Raw genomic sequence first — 20,311 nt, 5'->3', positions numbered from 1 at the left:
GCATTGCTCACTTTGGTGCCGGTAGCCGCTATCTCTTCGACAGGCAAAGCATGAGGTCACTGCCAGGCCATTGTTATCGCCGGGCCGCCGGTGAGAAGCGCCCAGCCAGACAGGAACTTCAGCAAGGCCAGATTTACAACGTTGCTCAGTTCTTCGAGTTGGTTTCCAAATCCACGGGCAAGCCGGAGGCTGCTTGGACCCGTCCCTCGATCTCGGCTGCCACCCACTCGAGAAACAGATTGTACGCGACCGCCAACAATGTGGGTCCAAGAAAGAGCCCAATCAACCCAAAGGCGAGCACCCCGCCAACCAGTCCAAACAAACTGAGCAACACCGGCAGATTGGTGTTTTGGTTGAGCAGGTACGGCCGCAGGAAGTTGTCGATGCTGCTGACAAGAAGAAAACCCCACAAGCCGACGAAAATCGCCCAGCCCATGGAACCTTGGAGCAGAAGCCAAAGCCCCACCGGCACCCAAAGAAACGGTGGACCACCCGGCACGAATGACAGCGCAAAAGTTAGGCAACCCAACAATACGGGCTGGGGCACACCGGCGATCCAGAAGCCGGTACCGGCAAGCAAGCCCTGCGCAAGCGCGGTTCCGATCATCCCGTAGACGACCCCCTTTACGGTCGCACCGATGACCGTCAGCAGCCTCTTGGACCGCGGGCCAGCAACGCGCTCGCTGATCTGGCGCATGAAGCCGATCATGCGACGACCATGCAGAAAAAGAAAGAAGGTGATGAATATGCTGAGGGCAAGTTCAATCAGGACGCCGCCGAGGGCCGCTCCGCCTGAAAGCGCGATATCCGTGATTGGGCCTGTTAATTTCTTGAGCTCAGCTATGAACGCTGGAGCATCGTGAGCGAGGTTCTCCCAGTAGGCCGCGACGCCTTCGCCGATGATGGGTAGACCGTTGACCCAGTTGGGTGGCGCCGAAGGCCCTTCCTCCAGGACCTGCGTAATCGCTTCTGCCAGGTTCTCTATGTCGTCCACGAGCGCGGTCACAAGGAATGCAAGCGGTGCTGCCAAAGCAAAGACCACCACCATCGTCATTATCGCCGCGGCAGCGGCACGGTATCCTCCGACGGCACGTTCGCATTGGCGGTAGAGAGGCCACGTCGAAAAACAGATAACCGCAGCCCATAGCAAGGCCGACAGGAAGGGCCAAAGGACCAGCGCGCAGCCGACAAATAGAAGTGTAAGCGCACCGAGAGCGAGTAAAGAGCCTATCCAGCTGCGAAGATCTAACATTACCGATCCGCCTCCTCTGGACCGATCGCGTTTTGCCAGAAAGCGGGGCGACGCCTCGCATGGCAAGTCGCATTGGACGGACACTGCGGAAACGCTGAAACCTGGCAGCGGTCAGAGGTTCAGAACGAGTAGCTCCGACGAGCGTTGCTGAAACACTCTCGGAGCTAGGGATGCGCGTGACCGCAATAGGAGGAACTCACTGACCCATAAGGCTGCGATCCGGTCACGATGGGCCTCAAAGGGATCGCTTCGAGAAATTCGATCAGTCCAGGATAGGGGAGTGCCCGCCCGTGACGAACGGCTCAATACCAGCGACCGCGACCGTACCAGCCGCCCCCCAGCAAGAGAACAACGAGAACGATGATGAGTAGTGTGGTGATATCCATCGGGGCCTCTTGGGAGTACCTGGTTATCGTCGATCAGGATGATTGACGATGCTATTTCCTGCCGTACTCCAACGTAGGATGTAACGCGCCAAATGCGCGTTCGTTCCGGCCCCAGCGGTGGGCGACGGTAAACCCGCTCGCCATTGTTCAGAAGTGTTATTTGGCGCGACGCCAGACGCCGTTGATACCATCGCCCATGACGTTTCCCGTCTTCTCTTAGCGGCTTGCCGCCATAGGCCCTCCGTCGAGCCGCACAATCATCTTCGATGACCTTTCGCATCTCCAAAGGACCAGGTCCAATTGCCGGACTACGCCTCCATAAATGTAAGCGTGATCACCCTTGGGGCGGGGTATATCAGTTTCGCCGGGCGGCTATCTCAGGGATCTGATCGGCAAAGCGCGGCGGGGGAATTCTCCCTCGGCCCGATGCTGATGGCGTTGATGCGGGTGAAAAAGAGTGCTGGCTGGAAAGCCGGATAGTGCTATGGCGAAGCGGTTGCTAAGCTTTGATGATTGGACAAGGGGAGCAAAGCATGCCGTTCGAGCCTCGATCACCACGCCTGGCGGTCCTTATCGACGCTGACAATACCTCGGCAAAGATCGCCGACGGGTTGTTCGAAGAGGTGGCAAAGATCGGGGAAGCGAGTGTCCGCCGCATTTACGGCGATTTCTCGGGCACGCGTTCCAAGGCCTGGGCGGATGTGCTCGCGAAACACGCGATCATTCCCCAGCAGCAGTTCGCCTACACTACCGGCAAGAACGCATCAGATATCACGCTTGTGATCGACGCCATGGACCTGCTGCATAGTGGTCGTTTTGATGGTTTCTGCCTCGTTTCGTCCGATAGCGATTTCACGCGTTTGGCCGCCCGTATTCGCGAGCAGGGCATCGACGTTTTTGGCTTTGGCGAACAAAAGACTCCGGAGAGCTTCCGGCAGGCCTGCCGCCGATTCATCTACACTGAGAACCTGCTCGCAGACGCAGGGAAAGACGAACAGGATACCGCATCAGCCGCAAAGTCCTTGCAACCGGTGAGCGCCGCCGTGCCGTTGATAAAAAAAGTTCTTGCCCAAGAAGAAACCGAGGAAGGTTGGGTAAACCTCGGTACTGTTGGCAAGCAACTGCTCAACTTGGCACCAGACTTTGATCCGCGTACCTTCGGGTTTCGAAAGCTCAGCGACCTCATCCGAAAGACAAACAAGTTCGAGGTCCAGCATGCGGAGGGCCGGCCCGTCAGCATTCGCCTGAAGCAAGGTACCAAGGCACAGTAAAGATTGCAGGCATACGCCCTCCAACATACTCGCATCGGACGACATAGTCAGCCGTTGACGTCGCCGGGTTCAGAGCTCCGGTAACGCCTGGGAGTGCAACCGGCGGTATCGGCTCCGCAGCGGGCTCTGAGCATGGAATAGCGATCTCCGAACGTAGTAGGGCTTCGGCCGATGGAATGCTGGGCAGACGCCGGGCCGCAGCGCCTCCTATCAACACACGCTGCGAATGTTTCTTCACGGGCGGAGGCGACTGCCGGCCAGCTTGGGGCTATTGAGAATACGCAGCGCTCGCGCTGCATTTTTAGGGCTGAGCCCTTCCATCTTCCAGGTGCCTATTTCTGCGGTCTTTCCCGTGAAGAGGTGATAAATCGAATAGGTTCCGTCTCCGTCGAAACGGCGACCATACTGACCGAGCTGTTCAGACCTGTTCGGCGCCCCCCCTTCGGATTCCCATGCGCTGATGACGAACGCGTGTTCTTCGTGTTTGCTTTTCATTGCGGCAGCCGATGTACCACGACTGGCGACACTGCTCTGCTATCGGCCGCCATGCCCTGTTCATCGGCTGCGGATTGTCTTTCGTTGCTCTCTTGCTCGTGGCCGAGTTCATCATTGCGGATGCGATACCGAGGCGAGATGTACCTGAAGCGGATTTGGCGATGTGGATCGTTTCCGCCGCACGGGGTGAAATATTTGCGCGATCTCTATGGCCCACTGACAGACCGGTCGGGATCGATGGTGACACTTTAACGTTGCCGATACGGTTAGGGTGACGGCAAGATTGCGGCTATTCGCCAGGTGCCACTATCTCGCCGAGGTCTAGCATCCAAAATGGTCGGTCGAAATGGACTTTCGATGTTTCGTCCGGGCAACACGCTGCCCTCCTTTTCTGCGGCATACGTGGGCGAGATTCAGCCGAGATCGGGCCGTTTGGCGTCAATCACTGCGCAGCGCGCCGCAGGTGAATATGCGAAATCGAGATCGATAAGTTTGGTAAAGCAAAAAGCCAATCTTGCGCCAAAAGCAATCAAAACTCTCTATGCCTTGAATACGTCTTTACTTTGTTTGTTAATTGCTAATCTGTTTTATCGAAAAATACGTCCAGACTCTATAAATATACGAGCACTGATAAATCGATATGCGGTCGTTTTCGGCTCAAATTTATGCACGATAATTATTTGAAACGTACTTTTTAATGAACAATTGAATTGGTTGTTTACATTAAATCTTTTAAAGCGCACTGTAGTAAATCTGGATTGCCATTGGCTCCTGGTCGGAGCGCGGGCCCGCAACGATCCCGATAATCACCTGATTAAAGGGAATTAATCCATGACCTTCGGACAAATCCTTTAACATGCAAAACCCTACGCCATTGGTTTGGTGGTCGGGCTTTTCTTCAGCCCAATCATCGGCTTCAATGCGGGATGGCTCACCACTACGACTGCCAGCAATCTGGCGGCAGAAACGGCCAGAGTGGACGCCTTTGCCGGCATCTGTTCAGACACCGCTGGACGAATGGCTACTGCCACCAGCACGGATCTCGCAACGCTTCAGGGCTACGCCAATCGTGCGAAGCGTGACGAACTCGTAGCGAGCATTATGGCCAACATCCAAGTTCCAGCTGACGTCGTCAGCAAGGTCAGCACGAGTTGCAGTCGCGCACTATCGTGAAGCGCGGTAACGCGGCTCGTTGGGAATCTCGACGAAACATAGGAGATCGTTATGAAAAACCTCATTCCCGCCCGCTTCTCTACGTACGACTTCACGCGCCTGTTGGTATCGCTTGCGTTTACGCTGGCGATTGCAGTGATTGTCTATTCGGTCCTCTTCGGAAGCATCCTGTAGTCGCCTGATCATGCGTGCATCCGGGCTACGAGGCTGGAAAACGTCCTGGATGGACGTTCGGGGTGCCGCGCCTTTGAAAAAAGCTGGTAAGCAATCCAGACATTAGCTCTTTCAGGCGAGTAAAATGGGCCCGGCATTGGGAAGAGTTGGTCGGGACTTTATCCATGACACAGGCTCAGGCTTTCGCCTTCGCCATTCTGATCGGCCTGATGGTCGCTTTCATTTGGGGACGGCTCCGCTACGACCTCATTGCGGTTCTCGCGTTGCTTGCCGCAGTTTTCACCGGGATAGTGCCCCACAAGGCAGCGTTTTCCGGCTTCGGCGACGACATTGTCATCGTTGTAGCCAGCGCGCTGGTCGTCAGCGCCGCGATTGAGCGAAGTGGCGTCATAGAGGCACTCCTCCATCGGGCGGCGCCAAGCGTGACCTCTGTCCAGGGTCAGGTTGTCATTCTCGTGACGACTGTCTCGGTTCTCTCCATCTTCATCAAGAACATCGGCGCTTTGGCGATGATGATCCCAGTCGCATTCCAGATGGCGCGCCGGTCGAAAGCCTCCCCGTCGTCTTTTCTCATGCCTATGGCGTTCGCTTCCTTGCTTGGCGGTCTCACGACTCTCATCGGAACATCGCCAAACATCGTCGTCTCCCGGATGCGCGAGGAACTGACGGGCCGCCCTTTCAACATGTTCGATTTCACCCCCGTCGGCATAGGGCTTGCCGCAGCGGGCGTGATCTTTCTGGCGTTTGGTTACCGGCTGCTTCCAAAGGAGCGCAAGGCGGCCGCGACAATGGAGAAGGCGCTGAACATTAACGACTACATGACAGAGGCCCGCATCACTGCGACTTCGTCCGTCATCGGCAAGTCGATCCGTCACCTGTCGATCTTGTTGGACGAGGAGGTTCTGGTCACTGGCCTCATTCGCAATCGGGTCGAACCGCTGATGCCCCTGCCGGAGGTCATTCTCCATCAAGGCGATATCGTTCTGTTGGAAGGAGACCCTCAGGCGCTCGAACGGGGCATCAGTCGTGCGCGTTTGGAACTTGAGGGGCACGACCGCCCGACGGAAGCAAAGGGAGCCGATGAGGAGATTGCCGGAATTGAAGCAGTGATCGGCCCGAAATCAGTCTTGATCGGGCAAACCGCCAAACGTTTGGCGCTGCATGATCGCTTCAATATCAATCTACTCGCGGTAAGCCGAAGCAGCGAACGATTCACTGATCGATTGCGCGACATCGTGTTAAGACCAGGCGACGTTCTCGTTTTGAAGGGCGATCTCGTGCTTCTCCCGACCAGGTTGATGGAACTCGGACTTCTTCCGTTGGTCGGACGCGAAATCCGCTTGGGGAACCCCCGAAAAGGCCTGATGCCGGTGGTGGTCCTGGCTGGTGCCATGATGCTAACGGCATTCGGCCTGCTGCCCGTCTCCACGGCCTTCTTTACGGCTGCCGTGCTGACGGTAATGCTCGGTTCACTTTCGCTTCGGGAAGCTTACGAGGCTGTCGATTGGCCCATACTGATAATGTTGGGCGCTCTCATTCCGGTCAGCGAGTCGATCCGTGTGACCGGTGGTGCCGACCTAATCGCCGGCGGCCTCGCTCAACTTGCTGCCACGTTGCCTCCCTATGGGGCCCTTGCAATGATCATGGTGGTCGCAATGGCCGCAACACCGTTCCTGAACAATGCAGCCACCGTTCTCGTCGTCGCGCCGATCGCTGTCACCCTTGCTCAGCGCCTTGGCTACAATCCGGACGCCTTTTTGATGGCAGTCGCGGTGGGGGCGGCTTGTGATTTTCTTACGCCTGTTGGGCACCAGTGCAACACCTTGGTGTTGGGACCCGGCGGTTATCGTTTCAGCGACTATTGGAAGTTGGGGCTGCCGCTCTCGTTCATTGTGGTCGTGCTGGGCGTGCCTCTGATCCTGTGGTTTTGGCCGCCCCTTTAGCGCAAGCGTTGTTTCAATTCCATTTTCAGGTTCACCGTGGTGGCACCTAAGGTCTGCCGGTGGCACGGGAGACGAGCACCTCAGACGCGGAATTATTATTCCGCTTTTCAAGTTAAGCCGAATGTATGCGGTCTTACTCCCGCACTCGAGGGGTGGCTGTTCGAACATCGCGTAGACGGGGTGCTACTATGCCCGGCCGCGTCTCTCGCGAGTTGAGGGCAGGCAATCGCCGACCCAGACAATAGAACGCGGAGCGGCGCCGATGGAGCGAGCTACGACAACTGCCAGGAGATATCAGCCAGTTCAGCGCCAGGATACCCAGGGCTGCAGAGATGACGGAAGCGCTGGGAATGCCGAGCTTGACGGAATCAGAAGCTCGGCAGGAACAGAGCCATGGTGAAGCCGAACCCGGCGAGGAGGCTTCCGGCAGCCAACAGCGTCCATATTAGCTCGTCTGGACAGGCCCCAAAAACGCAGTTTCACGGCGCGGGCGGCAACCTTCACAATAGAGTCTCGATAACACCGGCTTCAATTTCGTTGCAAAGGCGGGCAGTGAGCAACTCCTGGCCGAACCGTCGTCTGGATCGAGTAATGGCAAGCTAGTGCAATGATCAGAATACGTCCAGAGAGCTGAGCAATAGAATTATGCCGACGACTACAACAACGATCTGGGCCATCTGCTTCATCGTCGAGTCAATCGGAAGTTTTTGCACAAGATACAGCACCAAGGGGATGATAAGGGCCGTGACCAGGACGCTAATTATGATGGACATGCCCAGGTTTCCTTCGAAGGAACCGCCTGCCGGCAGCGCAACACCGATCATGCGCCGATAAAAAGAGAACGTCAGCGATGCTCTTAGTATCTAGGCCCACAGTCTAAATAGTCTTACGTAGATTGATATCGGCATACATCAGAGGAAGCACATGGTTTCAACGCACTCGAAACTTTCGAGCGGCAGAAACCCGAACCTTAACCTTATTGATGCCACGTAAGCTACAATCGCGAAGGTTTGTTTTCGCTAGCAGCTTTAATATAGATCGATGATCGAAAAGGGGTCAAGTAATACCAAATTTATACACGCCGCCTGACGATAAGCCGACTTCGACAATTCTTATCCCTACGTGTGAGATACCCGCTCTTCCATGGCAGCCCCGGAACATTTCCCCGTGCTTTGGAGTGATTTCGTATCACGTCAATTTTCGCGGTCGGATCGCATGCCGTTCCCTGCCAGAACTGTCCTCTGGCTGTAGCATCCTGCGAAACTCATCCCGACGTTCATGAATGGAGGCTATCACTGGCCCCATGGGAATGCCGATGCCAACGAGCACCGCCTGCGACAACTGGAGGCTGGCTTCGATGGTTTCTGGCACCGCATCTGTCACTTTGAGCTCGTATAATTCAGTTGCGTGCACCGCATCTCGTGCGCGCGCGACAATAGTGAGATCCGCCCGCTCGGATCTTGCAGAAGAGACGATAGACGCCACTGCCTCGGCATCGTCCAAGGTCACAACAAGCGCGCGAGCACTCTGGATTCCGCAGCGTCGAAGCAACTCGGTTCGGGTGGCGTCGCCATAATAGATCGTGGTGCCGCGCCCTCGCTCCTTGCCGACAAGCACGGGATCGGCGTCGACCGCCAGGAACCTCAACCCATGTCGCGTGAGCATCTCAGCGACCAGTTGCCCGACACGTCCATATCCAACCACGATCACACGCTCCAAGCCGTCGTCATGCTCAGGCGTTTTGCCCGGTCGCGGTCTAGCAGTCGCACCAGCAAGGGAACGCCGATCATCGTTAAGGTTGCCGCAACCGTGGCAGTGGCGGCAACGGCACCAGGGACCACATTGCCGGCCACAGCAGCACCGATAAGGATCAATGCGAACTCGCCACCAGGTCCCAATACAAGCGCGACCTCGCCGGCATTGCGGGTCGTTAGTCCTGATAGGCGCGCGATGGGAAAAAGGGTGAGAGCCTTTGTGGCAAAAAGGCCGATGGCGACGCCAAGGGTGACGACAGGGTTGGCAATGATCTCGGATAGATCCAGGCGAGCTCCCACGGAGACGAAGAAAAGCCCAAGCAAAAGTCCCTGGAACGGTTGGATGGTAACCTCGACCTGACGACGATACTCGGTTTCAGCGAGCAAGAGACCCGCAACGAAAGCACCCAGCGCCATCGACTGACCACTGAGGGCTGTGATTAGACCGGAGCCAACTACGACCAACAGGCATGCAGCGACGAACAATTCGTTACTTTTTGTCGTTGCGACCAGCTTGAACAAAGGGCGCAGAATGAGGCGACCGAGGCCCGCCATCGCGAAAAGCGCTACAACGGCTGGCGCCAGAGCATACAACAGGCCGGCACCGAGCCCCGTCCCCCCACGTGTGCCCAAAATCGTCACCATGAACAAAAGAGGCGCCACCGCGAGATCCTGGAAGAGCAGTACGGCGAAACTGGCCCGTCCAACCGTCGTGTTCAGCAGTCTGCGCTCAACAAGCGACGGTATGATGATCGCCGTCGACGACATGGCGAGCGCACTGCCCAGCACCACCGCTGAAGCCGGTGTCTGGCCCAGCAAGCCCGCAATCGCCGCGAGGATGCCTGTCGCGGTGAGAACCTGCAAGCCACCCAATCCGAAGACGAGTTTGCGCATGAGCAGAAGACGGCTCCACGACAGCTCGAGCGCGATCATAAAAAGCAGGAACGCCACGCCGAACTCCGCAAGATGCGCGATCTGCCCAGCGTCAGTGATAGAGATTGCCGAGAGCCACGGCCAATCTCCAACGAGCGCTCCAAGACCGAATGGACCAAGCAGGATGCCGGCTGCGAGAAAACCAAAAACCGGGCTCACTTTCAATCGCCCAAACAGTGGTACAATGACGCCGGCCGTCGTCAGAAAAAGCAGAAGCTCTTTGTAATTTTCTGGTCCTGGTGTCATCGATAGCTCACACCCCTTGGCTCAGAGTGACGGGCTCATACAAGCCGACTTGCATCTCTTTTCCTCCACTGAAGGATCCTACTCTCATTTTCAGAGGGATGTCCCCAGTGTGGTATCCAAGACTGGCGCTGCGACAGCTCCGTGCCCAGACGAATGGTTTCGTGACGTTAGCAGGTCATCTACCGCACGAGCGGGCCGTATGAGGCCGTAACAGAGCTTTGTGCATTTAGAGCAGCTTTAGAAGCGCTCGCCGAAATCACGATTAAGGCCTCTGCTTCAGATCGTACCCCTCGTAGGGCGGCCAACAGCTTCCTTGAGCGAAAGACACGACAAAGCTTGGAGAGGAACTGCAAGAAGCCGTCATGTTGGCCGTGGGGCCATATCACCGCGAGCAATATATCGACTGGTTCGTCGTCAGGTGCGTTGAACTCGATCGGTTCGCGCAGGGTAACAAGGACTTTGGTCGGAGCTACCAAACCCGGAATAAACGCGTGCGGCAAGGCAAAGCCTTGCCCGAAACCCGTGGAACCAAGAGCTTCCCGTTCAAGCAGGCCATCTAAAATGACATCGGGTGGGACGCGCGTGCGCTGCGCCAGGTGAGATGAAATAGCTTGGAGAGCCGCCCGCCCGCCCCTCGCCGGCACGCCGAGCATCAAGTCATCTTCAAAGCGGAGGTCTTTACCATTCATCTTTTCTTCACCGCTTCTCTCTTGCCGGGCAAAGATCGGGCTGGTTTCATTCCCTATGGCCCAAAATTGAACTGGTGCCTCGTCCCTCCGATTTCAAGCTATGGCGCTGCATTCGATCGGGAACCAGCAAACCAGAACACACTAGCACACCGCGGCCGACACTTCGGTTGGTCGGTCGGCATCAGGTGTTTATTCGTCCCCCAGCGCTCAACGCCATTGCAATGGCCGCCATTTCAACCCGCAGCTTGTCCATGCGCCGCGGCAAGCCTTCCAACACAAAGTCGCAGTCGCTTGCCACGACAGCAATCGTCCGCGATAAGCGATTCCCAAGTCCGACGACACGAGCATTCGATCCTACGACGTCCGGGTTCCAGACGCTCATTTCTTGCCGAGAGCATGCCGTTTTGCGCGCCGCCCGGAGGCTGCCACCGCGGCCAAGGTTGCGGCAATCGCCAGAGCGCAAAGCACGGCCTTCGATGTCGTCTCCATCGTGCCCTCGACCAAGAGAGCGTGGACGGCGCCGCCAAAAACGACGACGCTGACGAGGCTCTTATGGCCCACCCGCCAGACATGCGCCGAGAAGCGACGCCGGAGCGCAGCGAACAATGCGGCGGCGAAAAGTGCCCACATGGCGCCGACACCGAAGACAGAAAACGGTGTCGGCGAGCGCAACAGCAGCGCGTCAACTATATCGGGTGGACTAGTGATCCACAGGCCCACGACGTGAACGACAACCGCCGCGATCAGGATGACGCCCACCGCGCGGTGGGCCCGCCGTCCGCGCAGCAAGTGGAGGCCGGGAAGCCAGCCGCCCGCGAGCAGCGGCTGCACCAGCGCGAGGCAGAGCGCCACCACGCCGGCAAAGCCGGCCGCGATATAGACCGGGTCGCGCGAGGCCAGATATTCGCTCGTCGCGGCAAAAGTCATCGGCATGATGATCGCAAACGCCAGGCCGGTCCAGATCAGCAGAGGGCGGGCCAAGTGCAACAAAGCGAGCTCAGGCCGGCTGCAAGACGAAATGTGCCTCGAGGCTGGTGTCCTTCGGACTAGATAGCAAAGGCCGAAGAAAAACGGTCTCGTACTCGCCGCTGTCATAGGTGAGGTGCGCATGTGCCTGGCCGAGCGCCGGCACGATCTGCGGCATTTCAAGCCGGAACGCGCCGTTGGCGTCGGTCAGCGTCGCCCCGTGACTGTGCCAGTCGCGTTCGCTGCCTTCGGTGGTATGCGCCCAAATTTGGATGCGCTGGCCCGCCAGAGGGGTGCCGTCGCCGGCCCGACGCACCGTGCCCGACATCCAGAAGCCGCCGCCCCCGATGCGCTCGACGATCGGAGCACCGGGCATGTAGTTGTTGGCTCCCCCGCGCATCGAGGGGGTCGCGGCAAGCCCCGCGGCACGGGCAGGCAACTTGAGGCTTGCAAGCCCTGCCACAGCAAATGCAGCGCCAGCGGCAAGCAAGGTTCGGCGCTCGAAACGGATGCCAGACATTCCGATCTCCTTCCCGAATTCGATGATGAACGGAGTGGAAACTTAGCGCCTTTTCGGTCGCCGACCAATCGAGGCGGCGAACAAATGAGGGCACGGTTTCGTGATGGCGAGAGCGTCAGCCAACTACCGGGCGATCTGTGTTGAAAACAGGCCCGCAGGGATATCGGGGTTGTCGGCATCCGTCACAAGAAGAAGTTCCACAGCCCCGTCGCCCTCGGTGGCATGTATGCCCTCTATCTTGTGCGGGTATTCGAGTAGTTCAAAGGCAACAAGCATGCCTCGCTCGTCGACAATTCCAATGCCCGCACCAAGACACGGACCGTCAAGATAGGCGTTCTCCGTATTCTCGGCCACGGCACTGAAGACCATGTCTCCATTGGGCAAGGCTGCCGCATCCGTAAAACCGAAGGGCGTTCCCTGGATGGCGCCCAGATCTAAGCGATCGACCGCTGAGGGCCCCAGCGGATCAACTTGATCGTTCGAAAGCGCGTTGAGCACCGCACGCAGCGGGTAGCGAGCGATGGCATTGTCATTGCGGTGCTTGTTGCCGCGCTGAAGCAAGAGAAGTTCTTCACCGACAACCACTGCGCCTTCGATGTTGAGCTCGCCAAATTCCCCCGCGAGCGGATCGAGAATGAATGAGAGATCAACGTTTTTGGGAGGTGTGGAGATGGCGCTCTGCGCATCGAGACCGAGCAGAACGCCTTTTTTACGATTGGGCCGCGATCCAGAACCGATCGCAAAGAGCGCCCCATACGAAAGGTCGCAGAAAGGCGGGAGAACGGTCAGCGCTTCCAAATCGGGCTTGCGTTTCTTGCGGTCGCCCTTCGTCTCGGGCAGTTCGCCGTCAAACAGACGGATCAAGCGACCTCGACCTGAGCCAGCAACCGGGAACACTCCAAGGTGAAGTTCGTCGTCCGCGATCACATAGAGCGCCGCACCCAGGCATTGCAGCCCGCTTGCAGCACTTAGGTGCAAGGAACGGGAAGCCGAGCCCACATCGATGTCGAGATCGCGCACCTTCTCAAGCTTGATCACGGCCGATAGCTCCTTCGAAACGACCTTGCGTGTCTGTTCTCAAGCTGCAGGCGACGCATTGTGGGATGGTTACCAGTCGCGCCGGAGATCCTTCGCCCGCGGAAAGAACAGGGTTCCCATCAGTACGTCATGCGTTGTTCACATCGCGTTCCCAGTACCAGGCAACATACATCATCCTGCGATCATGTTTCCGCGCTTTGAGAAATGTCTTGATCGTTCGTACATCCGTCTTTTCGCAGGCAACCCAGACAAACGTCTCGCCGTCGGCCCCCTCAATTGCTGCTTTCGCCTCGGACACGAGAACATCGGCGGCGCCGTTCGGGTAGCTCGCCCGGTGCAACCATTGCACATTGAGCACGCCATCGGTTTGAAGCGGCTGCTCTTCCGCCTTGTCCTCAACCTCGATGATAGCACGCAAATTGGTTCCAGGAGGAGCCTCCGCCGCAATCCTCGCTATAGCTGGCAGCGCGCTCTCGTCCCCGATCAGCAAAATGGACCGCGCCTCCGGCAGTCCGCCAGCGCCCGGACCAAGCAGGGCGGCGACATCACCAGGTCGTGCGTCGCGGGCAAAATCCGCACCTGGTGTCGATACGCCGGGAGCTGGGTGTTGCAGGAAATCGATCCACAACTCGCCCCGATCGCTATCGACGGCGCGGATGGTATAGACCCGGACAAGCAGCGCGTTCTCACCCTCCGGCCAAGCGATACGGCCGTCTTCCCGGAAGCCGGGCCAGGCCGGCGGTTTGCCCTTCGGCGGCACCAACAGGCGGACGTGCATGTCGCCATGCACGAAAGGCGTCACATTGGTGCAGGAAAAAATCACGCGACGCATATGCGGCGTGACATCGTGTGCGGAAACGACGGTCACCTCGTGGAGGTTCGGAAGCGCCGACAGAGAAGTTGGCTCCGACCAGGTCAATTCGAACGGCTGGTCTTCGGCAAAATAGAAAAGATGTTCCGCCAGGATCGTGCGGCTCATGTGCAGCGTTTCGCGCGTCGGGCAGTCGAGCTCGATCTGCAGCTGTGCGTTTTCAATCCTGATGCGGGCGACGCCGAGCTTGCTTCGCAATACCGCAAGGTCGTCTTTCCGTTCGACCTCGGCATGCTCGACAAAATGCTCACAGATCTCCTCCAGCATGTCGGCCGGACTGACGGGGACGGCTATACCGGACAGCTTGAAATTAGCCGCGTTCATGCGCTCTCCCTTTGTGATGCATCACCCATGCCGCCGATGGCGACCATCCGGTGTCGCCCGATCGGTAGCATGATCGGCCGCCCTGAAGTCGGGTCACTGATGACGCGGCTTTCGAGCCCGAAAACCTGCCGTACGGTCTCTTCGGTAAGCACCTCTTCCGGCGTGCCCGAAACATGCACACGCCCACCAGCGATCGCCACGAGATAGTCGGCATAGCGGGCAGCAAGGTTGAGATCGTGCAGCACCATGACGACCGTCGTGCCACGCGTACCGTTGAGATCGGTCAGCAGATCGAGCACTTCGATCTGATGGTTGATGTCGAGAAAGGTCGTCGGTTCATCGAGCAGCAGGATGTCGGTCTGCTGTGCGAGGGCCATCGCAATCCAGACGCGCTGCCTCTGGCCGCCTGAGAGCTCGTCGATCGGCCGTGCGGCAAGATCAACTGTCTTTGTTACCGCAAGTGCGCTGTCGACCGCCTCGTCGTCCCGTCGCGTCCATCTAGAAAACAGGCTTTGATGCGGATGCCGTCCCCTGCTGACGAGGTCGGCCACGGTGATACCTTCCGGGGCGATCGGCGATTGCGGCAGAAGTCCCAGTGTGCGGGCGAGCTCGCGCGACGGCGTCCGGTGGATGGACTTGCCGTCAAGCAGAACCTGGCCTTCGCTGGGCGCGATCAATCGCGAGAGCGTGCGAAGAAATGTGGACTTGCCACAGGCATTGGCGCCAACGATCACCGTGATCTTACCCGGGGGAATGGTAAGGTCGAGCCCGCGCAGGATTTCGGTGTTGTCGTAGCCGGCCGTCAATCCGCTGGCGACGAGCAGATGATCGGTCATAATGACCCTCCGATCCGATTGATGCGAACGATGAGGTAAAGGAGGTAAGGCGCTCCAAGTGCTCCGATTACGACCCCAACTGGGTAGCGGCCCGGCAGAAGGTGCTGACCGACATAGTCGGCCGTAAGCACCAGAACGGCGCCCGTCAGCGCAGACGGTATCAGCAGCGAGCCGTCGTTTCGTACGATCCGGCCGGCGATCGGTCCTGACAGGAACGCGACGAAAGCAATGGGCCCCGTCGCGGCGGTCGCCGACGCGATCAGGCCGACCGCAGCTACAATCACCAGCATCCGCGTCCGCGACACCCTCGTTCCAAGGGCGGCCGCCATTTCGTCGCCAAGGCGCAGCGTCTCAAGATCGCGACCGCTAACGAGCAGTAGCCCGCCGAAGAAGAGGAGGGCGAGCAGGAGCGGCAGCGCCTGGCCAAGCTGAGCCCCGTTGACGCTGCCGGTCAGCCAACGCATCGCTTCCTGCAAGTTCCAGGCCGGTGCTGACTGCAAAATGTAGGCGATGACACTTTGAAGCATGGCGGAGACGCCAATACCGACGAGGATCAGCCGGGTACCGGCGACGCCGTGCTTGAAGGAAAGGCCATAGACGAGCAGAGCAACCCCGAGGCCCGCGACAACGGCGATGACCGAGACCATTGGTCCGTTCACCGACAGGACGACAATGGCGAAAACGGCAGCCGCCCCCGCCCCGGAACTGATCCCAATGATATCCGGGCTAGCGAGCGGATTGCGTAACATGACCTGAAACGCAACGCCGCCCAGTCCGAAGCACAAGCCTGCAAGAACCGACATCACCGCGCGCGGCAACCTCAGTTGTCCCACCGTGAAGGATACGCCAGGAACCGCTTCCCCCATCAACACCCGCAAGACATCGCCGGGGGGTGTGATGGATTGCCCAACCGACAGGGTGACGGAGAAGATCGCTACGACCAGGGCCAGCAACACGGCAAGAATGAACGCATGCCTGCGCACGCGCTTGCGACGGTGTGCGATGACGACATCGGGGGTGGACGAGGAAGTTGTCACAGTTCCCTCACGCGCTGGCGCCGGACGATCCAGATGAAGAAAGGCGCACCGATCAGCGCGGTGACGATGCCGACGTCGATCTCCGAGGGGCGCGCGACGGTGCGCCCGACAACATCCGCAGCAAGCAGGAGGCACGCGCCTGCAAGCGCCGAAAAAGGCAGCAGCCATCGATGGTCGACGCCGATCAGCATGCGGCAGGCATGCGGCACGACCAGGCCGAGAAAGCCGATCGGCCCGCACACGGCGGTCGTGGCGCCACACAGAAGGATGGCGCCGATGGAGGCGACGGCGCGTGCGGTTGCAACGCTTTCACCAAGGCCGGTTGCAAGCTCGTCGCCGAGCGCAAGAGAGTTGAGTTTTCTGGCCGACAACAGGCTGATCAGGAAACCTGTGAGCAGAAACGGCAAGACGGGAAGGATGCGATCGTAAGTCGCGCCACCGACACCACCAATCTGCCAGGAATGAACACCGCCCGCGATGTCGCCACGGGACAAAACGATGGCGATAACCAAGGACGCAAACGCGACCGACGTTGCCGCACCCGCGAGCGCCATCTTGAGAGGTGTTGCGCCGCCCCTGCCGAGCGAACCTATGGTGTAGACGAAGATCGCGGCGGACCCGGCACCCAGGATCGCCACCCAGATATACGCATAGAGCGACGACATCCCGAACCACGCGACGCCGACGACGACAGCAAGAGACGCGCCCATGTTGACCCCGAGGATGCCAGGGTCGGCAAGCGGATTGCGGGTCACGCCTTGCATGATCGCTCCGGCCAGGCCGAGGGCACCGCCGGCCAACAGTGCCAGCAAGGTCCGAGGGATGCGCAAGGCGACTGATGCACGACCGATATTGTCTTGCGCTCCGGCCAGCGCCGCGAGGATATCTCCCCACCCGACATAGCGCGTACCGACCGTGACAGAGGCGACCAACGCCGGTCCGATATCTTGACGATCCCTGCCTTCATTTCGCCTTCTTGGCTGCCTCGCTCAGCAGCTTCACGTAGTCCTTCAGGACCCAACTGATCGACAGAGGCGTGGGATTGGCGGCATTGCCGACCGCGTTGTTGCCGAGCATCACGATCGAATCTCGTGCAACGGCAGGCATGTGCAGCATCAGCGCGTTGGCTTTCAAAGCATCGAATAGCATTCCGTCGCCGTAGGTCACGAGAATATCGACATCGTCGAAGGCATCGATCTCTTCGGCGCTGACCGAACCTGAGAACTTTCCAGGCTGCGACGCCTGCACCACGCTTTTCGGCGACGCCAGCCCAAGATCTGCGAAGAACCGGACGCGCGTATCGTTGGTCGTGTAAAAATTGACGGTGCTGAGGTCCCAGGAGCTCAGATGCGTGATGAACATCGCCGTTTTGCCCTTGAGTTCCGGATGACCGCCAAGCGTTTGGGCAATGTCTGCTTCAATGCTGGCGATCAGCGCTTGCCCTTCAGCAGCCATGCCGAGCCCCGCGCTGTTTAACCGGATCGTCTCGCGCCAGTCGGTTGACCAAGGAGCCTCCGGATAAGCGATGACAGGTGCAATCTGGCTCAAGGTGTCATAGTCCGCCTGGCTAAGACCGGAATAGGCCGCCAAGATCACGTCCGGTCGCGTGGCGGCGACCGCCTCGAAATCGATGCCATCGCCCTCATCGAAAAGCACCGGTTTTTCAGCCTTGAGCTCGTCCAGCCGTGCGGCCACCCATGGCAGAATGCCATCACCGTCATCGTCACCGAAGTTGGCCCGCGCCATGCCGACCGGAACGATGCCAAGAGCCAGCGGTACTTCGTGGTTCGCCCAGGCAACGGTTGCGACCCGCTCCGGCTTCTTTTCCAGGACGGTCGTGCCGAAGGCGTGCTTAATCGTGATGGGATAAGTCGCGCTCTCGGCAGCGAACGCAAGGTCGTGCCTGCCGGGCCAGCAAAGGGCGATCATCGCCAACACGGCGAAACGAACTAGCTTCATCGCCCCACTCCACTCCATCCGATATTAAAAGTTGACCCCAAGTCTCAGCTTAATTACCCGACGTCAACGTCAAAGCAGCCGATCTTCTGAAAGTGCGCGGAGATTCCCGGAGGATCGTACAAAACCAGGGAAATATACAATACTGGACAAAAGCGCTCCAGTTAATAGCGGCAATGTGGGACAACGACTTCAAGACGGGGACGTCCGGCGCCACCGGACGGGAAGACGCGATGCAGCTCGGCGTCCTCCAACGGCATTCATGGGGCCAATCGCTTCCGCGTTTACGTCAATTGGAAAATGGACATGGATATTCAGATAAGCCGCAGCCCGAAGCAGGCGCCGATCCGCTACCGCAACGCGCTTCTCCTTGGTTGCACGACACTCTTTGCCTTGGCGCCTGCCCTGTCGTTTGCACAGGAGGCAGACACGCAAGGCGGTGCAACGACGCTGGAGAAGATTGTCGCCGAAGTGAGGAGAGGCGGCAGCGTGCTGAACACCGATGGCGATTCGAAATCGATCGTCGCCACGGAAACCACCGGCGTCGGCAAGATGCCGACCGATATCCTTGTCGCGCCCGCCTCGGTTTCCGTCATTACCTCAAAGGAAATTGAAGAGCGCGGCGCAGACACGGTCGAGCAGGTCGTGCAGTATACGGCCGGCGTGGTGACCGACTTTTATGGTTCTGACGACCGCTTCGACTATTTCGACATTCGCGGTTTCACGCCGTACACTTATCGCGACGGCCTGGCCATCGGCAGAACTTTTGCCGGGGTTCGGGAAGAACCCTACGCGTTCGAACGCATCGAGGTGTTGAAAGGCGCGAGTTCCTCGAGCTTCGGAGCGGCGGAGCCGGGCGGATCGGTCAACTATGTCACGAAGACACCGAAGAGCGATCGTTTCGGTGAGGTCTACGGCACGGGCGGCTCGTTCGCGCATAAGGAACTGGGTTTCGATTTCGGTGACAACCTCACCGCGGACGACACACTGTCCTATCGCCTGACCGGCAAGTTCCAGCGCTCGGATGCTGAGTACGACTATTCGCAGGATGACGAGAACTTCATCATGGGTGGCCTGACCTGGCGCCCCACCGACGCCACGAGCCTGACATTTGTCTTCGATCATCTCGACAAGGATGGCGTGCCCGGCAGCGGCGGCCATCCGCTCGGTACCGATTTCGACAGGGACATGTTTTTCGGCGAGCCGGACTATTATTTCACCGAAACGAACCGCAACACCTATAGTGTCCTCTTCGACCACGATTTCGGCAATGGCCTCAGTTTCAGCTCGAATGCGCGCTACAGCAACCTGAACGACGGGTTCGGCAGCGCCTATATCGGCAGCACACCGACGAACGGGTCGACCGTGGCCGGCCGCTATTTCTTCGGAAACGACAAATCGACCGAACAATTCGTAATCGACGCACACCTCATGTACGAGGCAGGTTTCGACAATGTCGAGAGCCGCACTCTATTCGGCGCCGACTACAACAAGTACTCTGCGGACAGCGCCAATTTCTATACGCCCGCACCGTCGATCGATTGGGAAAACCCTGTTTATTCCGGTGGTCCTGGCGCGATGTCCCCCTATGCCAAGACGAACAACGACCAGCAGACCAACGCCATCTATCTACAGCAGGACTTGACCTTCTTCGACAAGCTGACGGTCAGCGTCGGCTTGCGCAACGATTGGCTGGATCTCAGCGAGACAAACCTGCTTGCAGGAACCGCACGGAGTGGCAACCATAGCGAATTCACAACGCGCGTTGGTGCGAGCTACAAGATCACCGAGGAGCTGGCCCCCTATATCAGCTACGCCGAGTCGGCGGCACCGCCCGCTGTGGGCAGCGATCCGACAACGGGAAAGCAGTATGAGGTTGGCATCAAGTATCGCCCGGACGCATTTCCGGCCTTGTTCACCGCATCCGTCTACGATCTGACGAAGGGCAACATCACCGTCTTCGACCAGGTCACCTATCTGCCGCAAACGGTCGACAAGGTCCGACATCGCGGTTTCGAACTCGAAGCCAAGGCGGAGGTGACAGACAACATCAGCGTGATTGCCGCCTATAGCTACATCGATTCCAAGATCGAAGAACCCGGCGGCGCCAATGACGGCAACCGCCTGATGCGCGTTCCCAAAAACATCGCTTCGGTGTGGGGTACCTACACGCTGGAAGGCGAAGGTGCGCGCGGCGACATGATGTTCGGGCTCGGGGCTCGCTTTACGGACGCCTACTACACCAACATCACCAACACGACGTCATCGGACAGCGCAGTCGTGTTCGACGCGGCCTTCACCTACAAGGTCCAGGAAAACACGACATTCCAGCTGAACGTCAACAATGTGTTCGACGAGAAACACGTGGCGAGCAAGGACACCGGCGCGGTGTACTACAATCCGGGACGCAGCATACTCGCGACGCTGCGCCAGACTTGGTAGACATG

General features: G+C 58.7%; 19 protein-coding genes and 1 pseudogene. 5 read left to right on the top strand and 15 right to left on the bottom strand.

Annotated elements, in window-relative coordinates:
- Window positions 1–145: 145 nt before the first annotated feature.
- Window positions 146–1,252: an AI-2E family transporter gene (locus tag IB272_RS32830; protein WP_113080034.1), complete on the bottom strand. Its 1,107-nt coding sequence runs from the start codon at window positions 1,250–1,252 to the stop codon at window positions 146–148.
- Window positions 1,253–2,171: 919 nt separating this feature from the next.
- Here IB272_RS32830 and IB272_RS32825 point away from each other — a divergent pair.
- Window positions 2,172–2,909, top strand: a complete 738-nt coding sequence (locus tag IB272_RS32825; protein ID WP_034800491.1) for an NYN domain-containing protein — start codon at window positions 2,172–2,174, stop codon at window positions 2,907–2,909.
- Window positions 2,910–3,143: 234 nt separating this feature from the next.
- Here IB272_RS32825 and IB272_RS32820 read toward each other — a convergent pair whose 3' ends face one another.
- A complete protein-coding gene (locus tag IB272_RS32820) occupies window positions 3,144–3,404 on the bottom strand; it encodes a hypothetical protein (protein WP_113080032.1) in 261 nt (86 codons plus the stop codon).
- An 873-nt stretch (window positions 3,405–4,277) separates the two neighbouring features.
- Between IB272_RS32820 and IB272_RS35705 the strand changes: the two genes are divergently transcribed.
- The 3 genes from IB272_RS35705 to IB272_RS32815 all read left to right on the top strand — a co-directional run bounded on the left by IB272_RS35705 (window position 4,278) and on the right by IB272_RS32815 (window position 6,694).
- A complete protein-coding gene (locus IB272_RS35705) occupies window positions 4,278–4,577 on the top strand; it encodes a hypothetical protein (protein WP_348646839.1) in 300 nt (99 codons plus the stop codon).
- A gap of 51 nt (window positions 4,578–4,628) precedes the next feature.
- Window positions 4,629–4,751, top strand: coding sequence for a hypothetical protein (locus IB272_RS35480; RefSeq protein ID WP_029742645.1), 123 nt, complete (start codon window positions 4,629–4,631; stop codon window positions 4,749–4,751).
- Window positions 4,752–4,915: 164 nt separating this feature from the next.
- Window positions 4,916–6,694, top strand: coding sequence for an SLC13 family permease (locus IB272_RS32815; RefSeq protein ID WP_113080031.1), 1,779 nt, complete (start codon window positions 4,916–4,918; stop codon window positions 6,692–6,694).
- A gap of 286 nt (window positions 6,695–6,980) precedes the next feature.
- On the opposite strand, the pseudogene IB272_RS35230 reads toward IB272_RS32815, so the two are convergent.
- The 13 genes and pseudogenes from IB272_RS35230 to IB272_RS32765 all read right to left on the bottom strand — a co-directional run.
- Window positions 6,981–7,158: pseudogene (locus tag IB272_RS35230) on the bottom strand (Na+/H+ antiporter NhaA); the annotation flags it as partial.
- Window positions 7,159–7,305: 147 nt separating this feature from the next.
- Window positions 7,306–7,467 carry a Thivi_2564 family membrane protein gene (locus IB272_RS35700; protein WP_089046019.1) on the bottom strand — a complete coding sequence of 54 codons (162 nt, stop codon included), beginning with the start codon at window positions 7,465–7,467 and terminating at the stop codon, window positions 7,306–7,308.
- A gap of 415 nt (window positions 7,468–7,882) precedes the next feature.
- The gene (locus tag IB272_RS35225) at window positions 7,883–8,404 is read right to left on the bottom strand and encodes an NAD-binding protein (RefSeq protein WP_348646838.1); all 522 of its coding nucleotides are present in this window, start codon (window positions 8,402–8,404) and stop codon (window positions 7,883–7,885) included.
- Complete coding sequence (locus IB272_RS32810; protein WP_246810502.1) at window positions 8,401–9,627, bottom strand: cation:proton antiporter; 1,227 nt, start codon at window positions 9,625–9,627, stop codon at window positions 8,401–8,403. The genes IB272_RS35225 and IB272_RS32810 overlap by 4 nt, the downstream gene beginning before the upstream one ends.
- Before the next feature lie 179 nt (window positions 9,628–9,806).
- The gene (locus IB272_RS32805; RefSeq protein WP_060529277.1) at window positions 9,807–10,316 is read right to left on the bottom strand and encodes a PTS sugar transporter subunit IIA; all 510 of its coding nucleotides are present in this window, start codon (window positions 10,314–10,316) and stop codon (window positions 9,807–9,809) included.
- 378 nt (window positions 10,317–10,694) lie between these two features.
- Window positions 10,695–11,303, bottom strand: coding sequence for a ferric reductase-like transmembrane domain-containing protein (locus tag IB272_RS32800; RefSeq protein ID WP_246810501.1), 609 nt, complete (start codon window positions 11,301–11,303; stop codon window positions 10,695–10,697).
- Window positions 11,304–11,313: 10 nt separating this feature from the next.
- A complete protein-coding gene (locus tag IB272_RS32795; RefSeq protein ID WP_110819467.1) occupies window positions 11,314–11,802 on the bottom strand; it encodes a twin-arginine translocation pathway signal in 489 nt (162 codons plus the stop codon).
- Between the two features lie 123 nt (window positions 11,803–11,925).
- A complete protein-coding gene (locus IB272_RS32790; RefSeq protein ID WP_113080029.1) occupies window positions 11,926–12,840 on the bottom strand; it encodes a hypothetical protein in 915 nt (304 codons plus the stop codon).
- A 127-nt stretch (window positions 12,841–12,967) separates the two neighbouring features.
- Window positions 12,968–14,035 carry a DUF2218 domain-containing protein gene (locus IB272_RS32785; RefSeq protein WP_113080028.1) on the bottom strand — a complete coding sequence of 356 codons (1,068 nt, stop codon included), beginning with the start codon at window positions 14,033–14,035 and terminating at the stop codon, window positions 12,968–12,970.
- Complete coding sequence (locus tag IB272_RS32780; RefSeq protein WP_192445772.1) at window positions 14,032–14,871, bottom strand: ABC transporter ATP-binding protein; 840 nt, start codon at window positions 14,869–14,871, stop codon at window positions 14,032–14,034. Before IB272_RS32780 ends, IB272_RS32785 begins: the two co-directional genes overlap by 4 nt.
- Window positions 14,868–15,908 carry an iron ABC transporter permease gene (locus IB272_RS32775; protein WP_192358763.1) on the bottom strand — a complete coding sequence of 347 codons (1,041 nt, stop codon included), beginning with the start codon at window positions 15,906–15,908 and terminating at the stop codon, window positions 14,868–14,870. Before IB272_RS32775 ends, IB272_RS32780 begins: the two co-directional genes overlap by 4 nt.
- Complete coding sequence (locus IB272_RS32770) at window positions 15,905–16,840, bottom strand: iron ABC transporter permease (protein WP_210339552.1); 936 nt, start codon at window positions 16,838–16,840, stop codon at window positions 15,905–15,907. Before IB272_RS32770 ends, IB272_RS32775 begins: the two co-directional genes overlap by 4 nt.
- Window positions 16,841–16,871: 31 nt before the next feature.
- Window positions 16,872–17,867, bottom strand: a complete 996-nt coding sequence (locus tag IB272_RS32765) for an iron-siderophore ABC transporter substrate-binding protein (RefSeq protein ID WP_060520245.1) — start codon at window positions 17,865–17,867, stop codon at window positions 16,872–16,874.
- A 297-nt stretch (window positions 17,868–18,164) separates the two neighbouring features.
- On the opposite strand from IB272_RS32765, the gene IB272_RS32760 reads away from it, so the two are divergent.
- A complete protein-coding gene (locus IB272_RS32760; RefSeq protein WP_192358766.1) occupies window positions 18,165–20,306 on the top strand; it encodes a TonB-dependent siderophore receptor in 2,142 nt (713 codons plus the stop codon).
- Window positions 20,307–20,311: the final 5 nt, after the last annotated feature.

The organism is Ensifer sp. ENS08, assembly GCF_014852195.1.
In the GTDB taxonomy this organism is placed as follows: Bacteria; Pseudomonadota; Alphaproteobacteria; order Rhizobiales; family Rhizobiaceae; genus Ensifer; species Ensifer adhaerens.
Note: the sequence above shows the minus strand (reverse complement) of the source record. Positions and strands in the feature narration are given on the sequence as shown.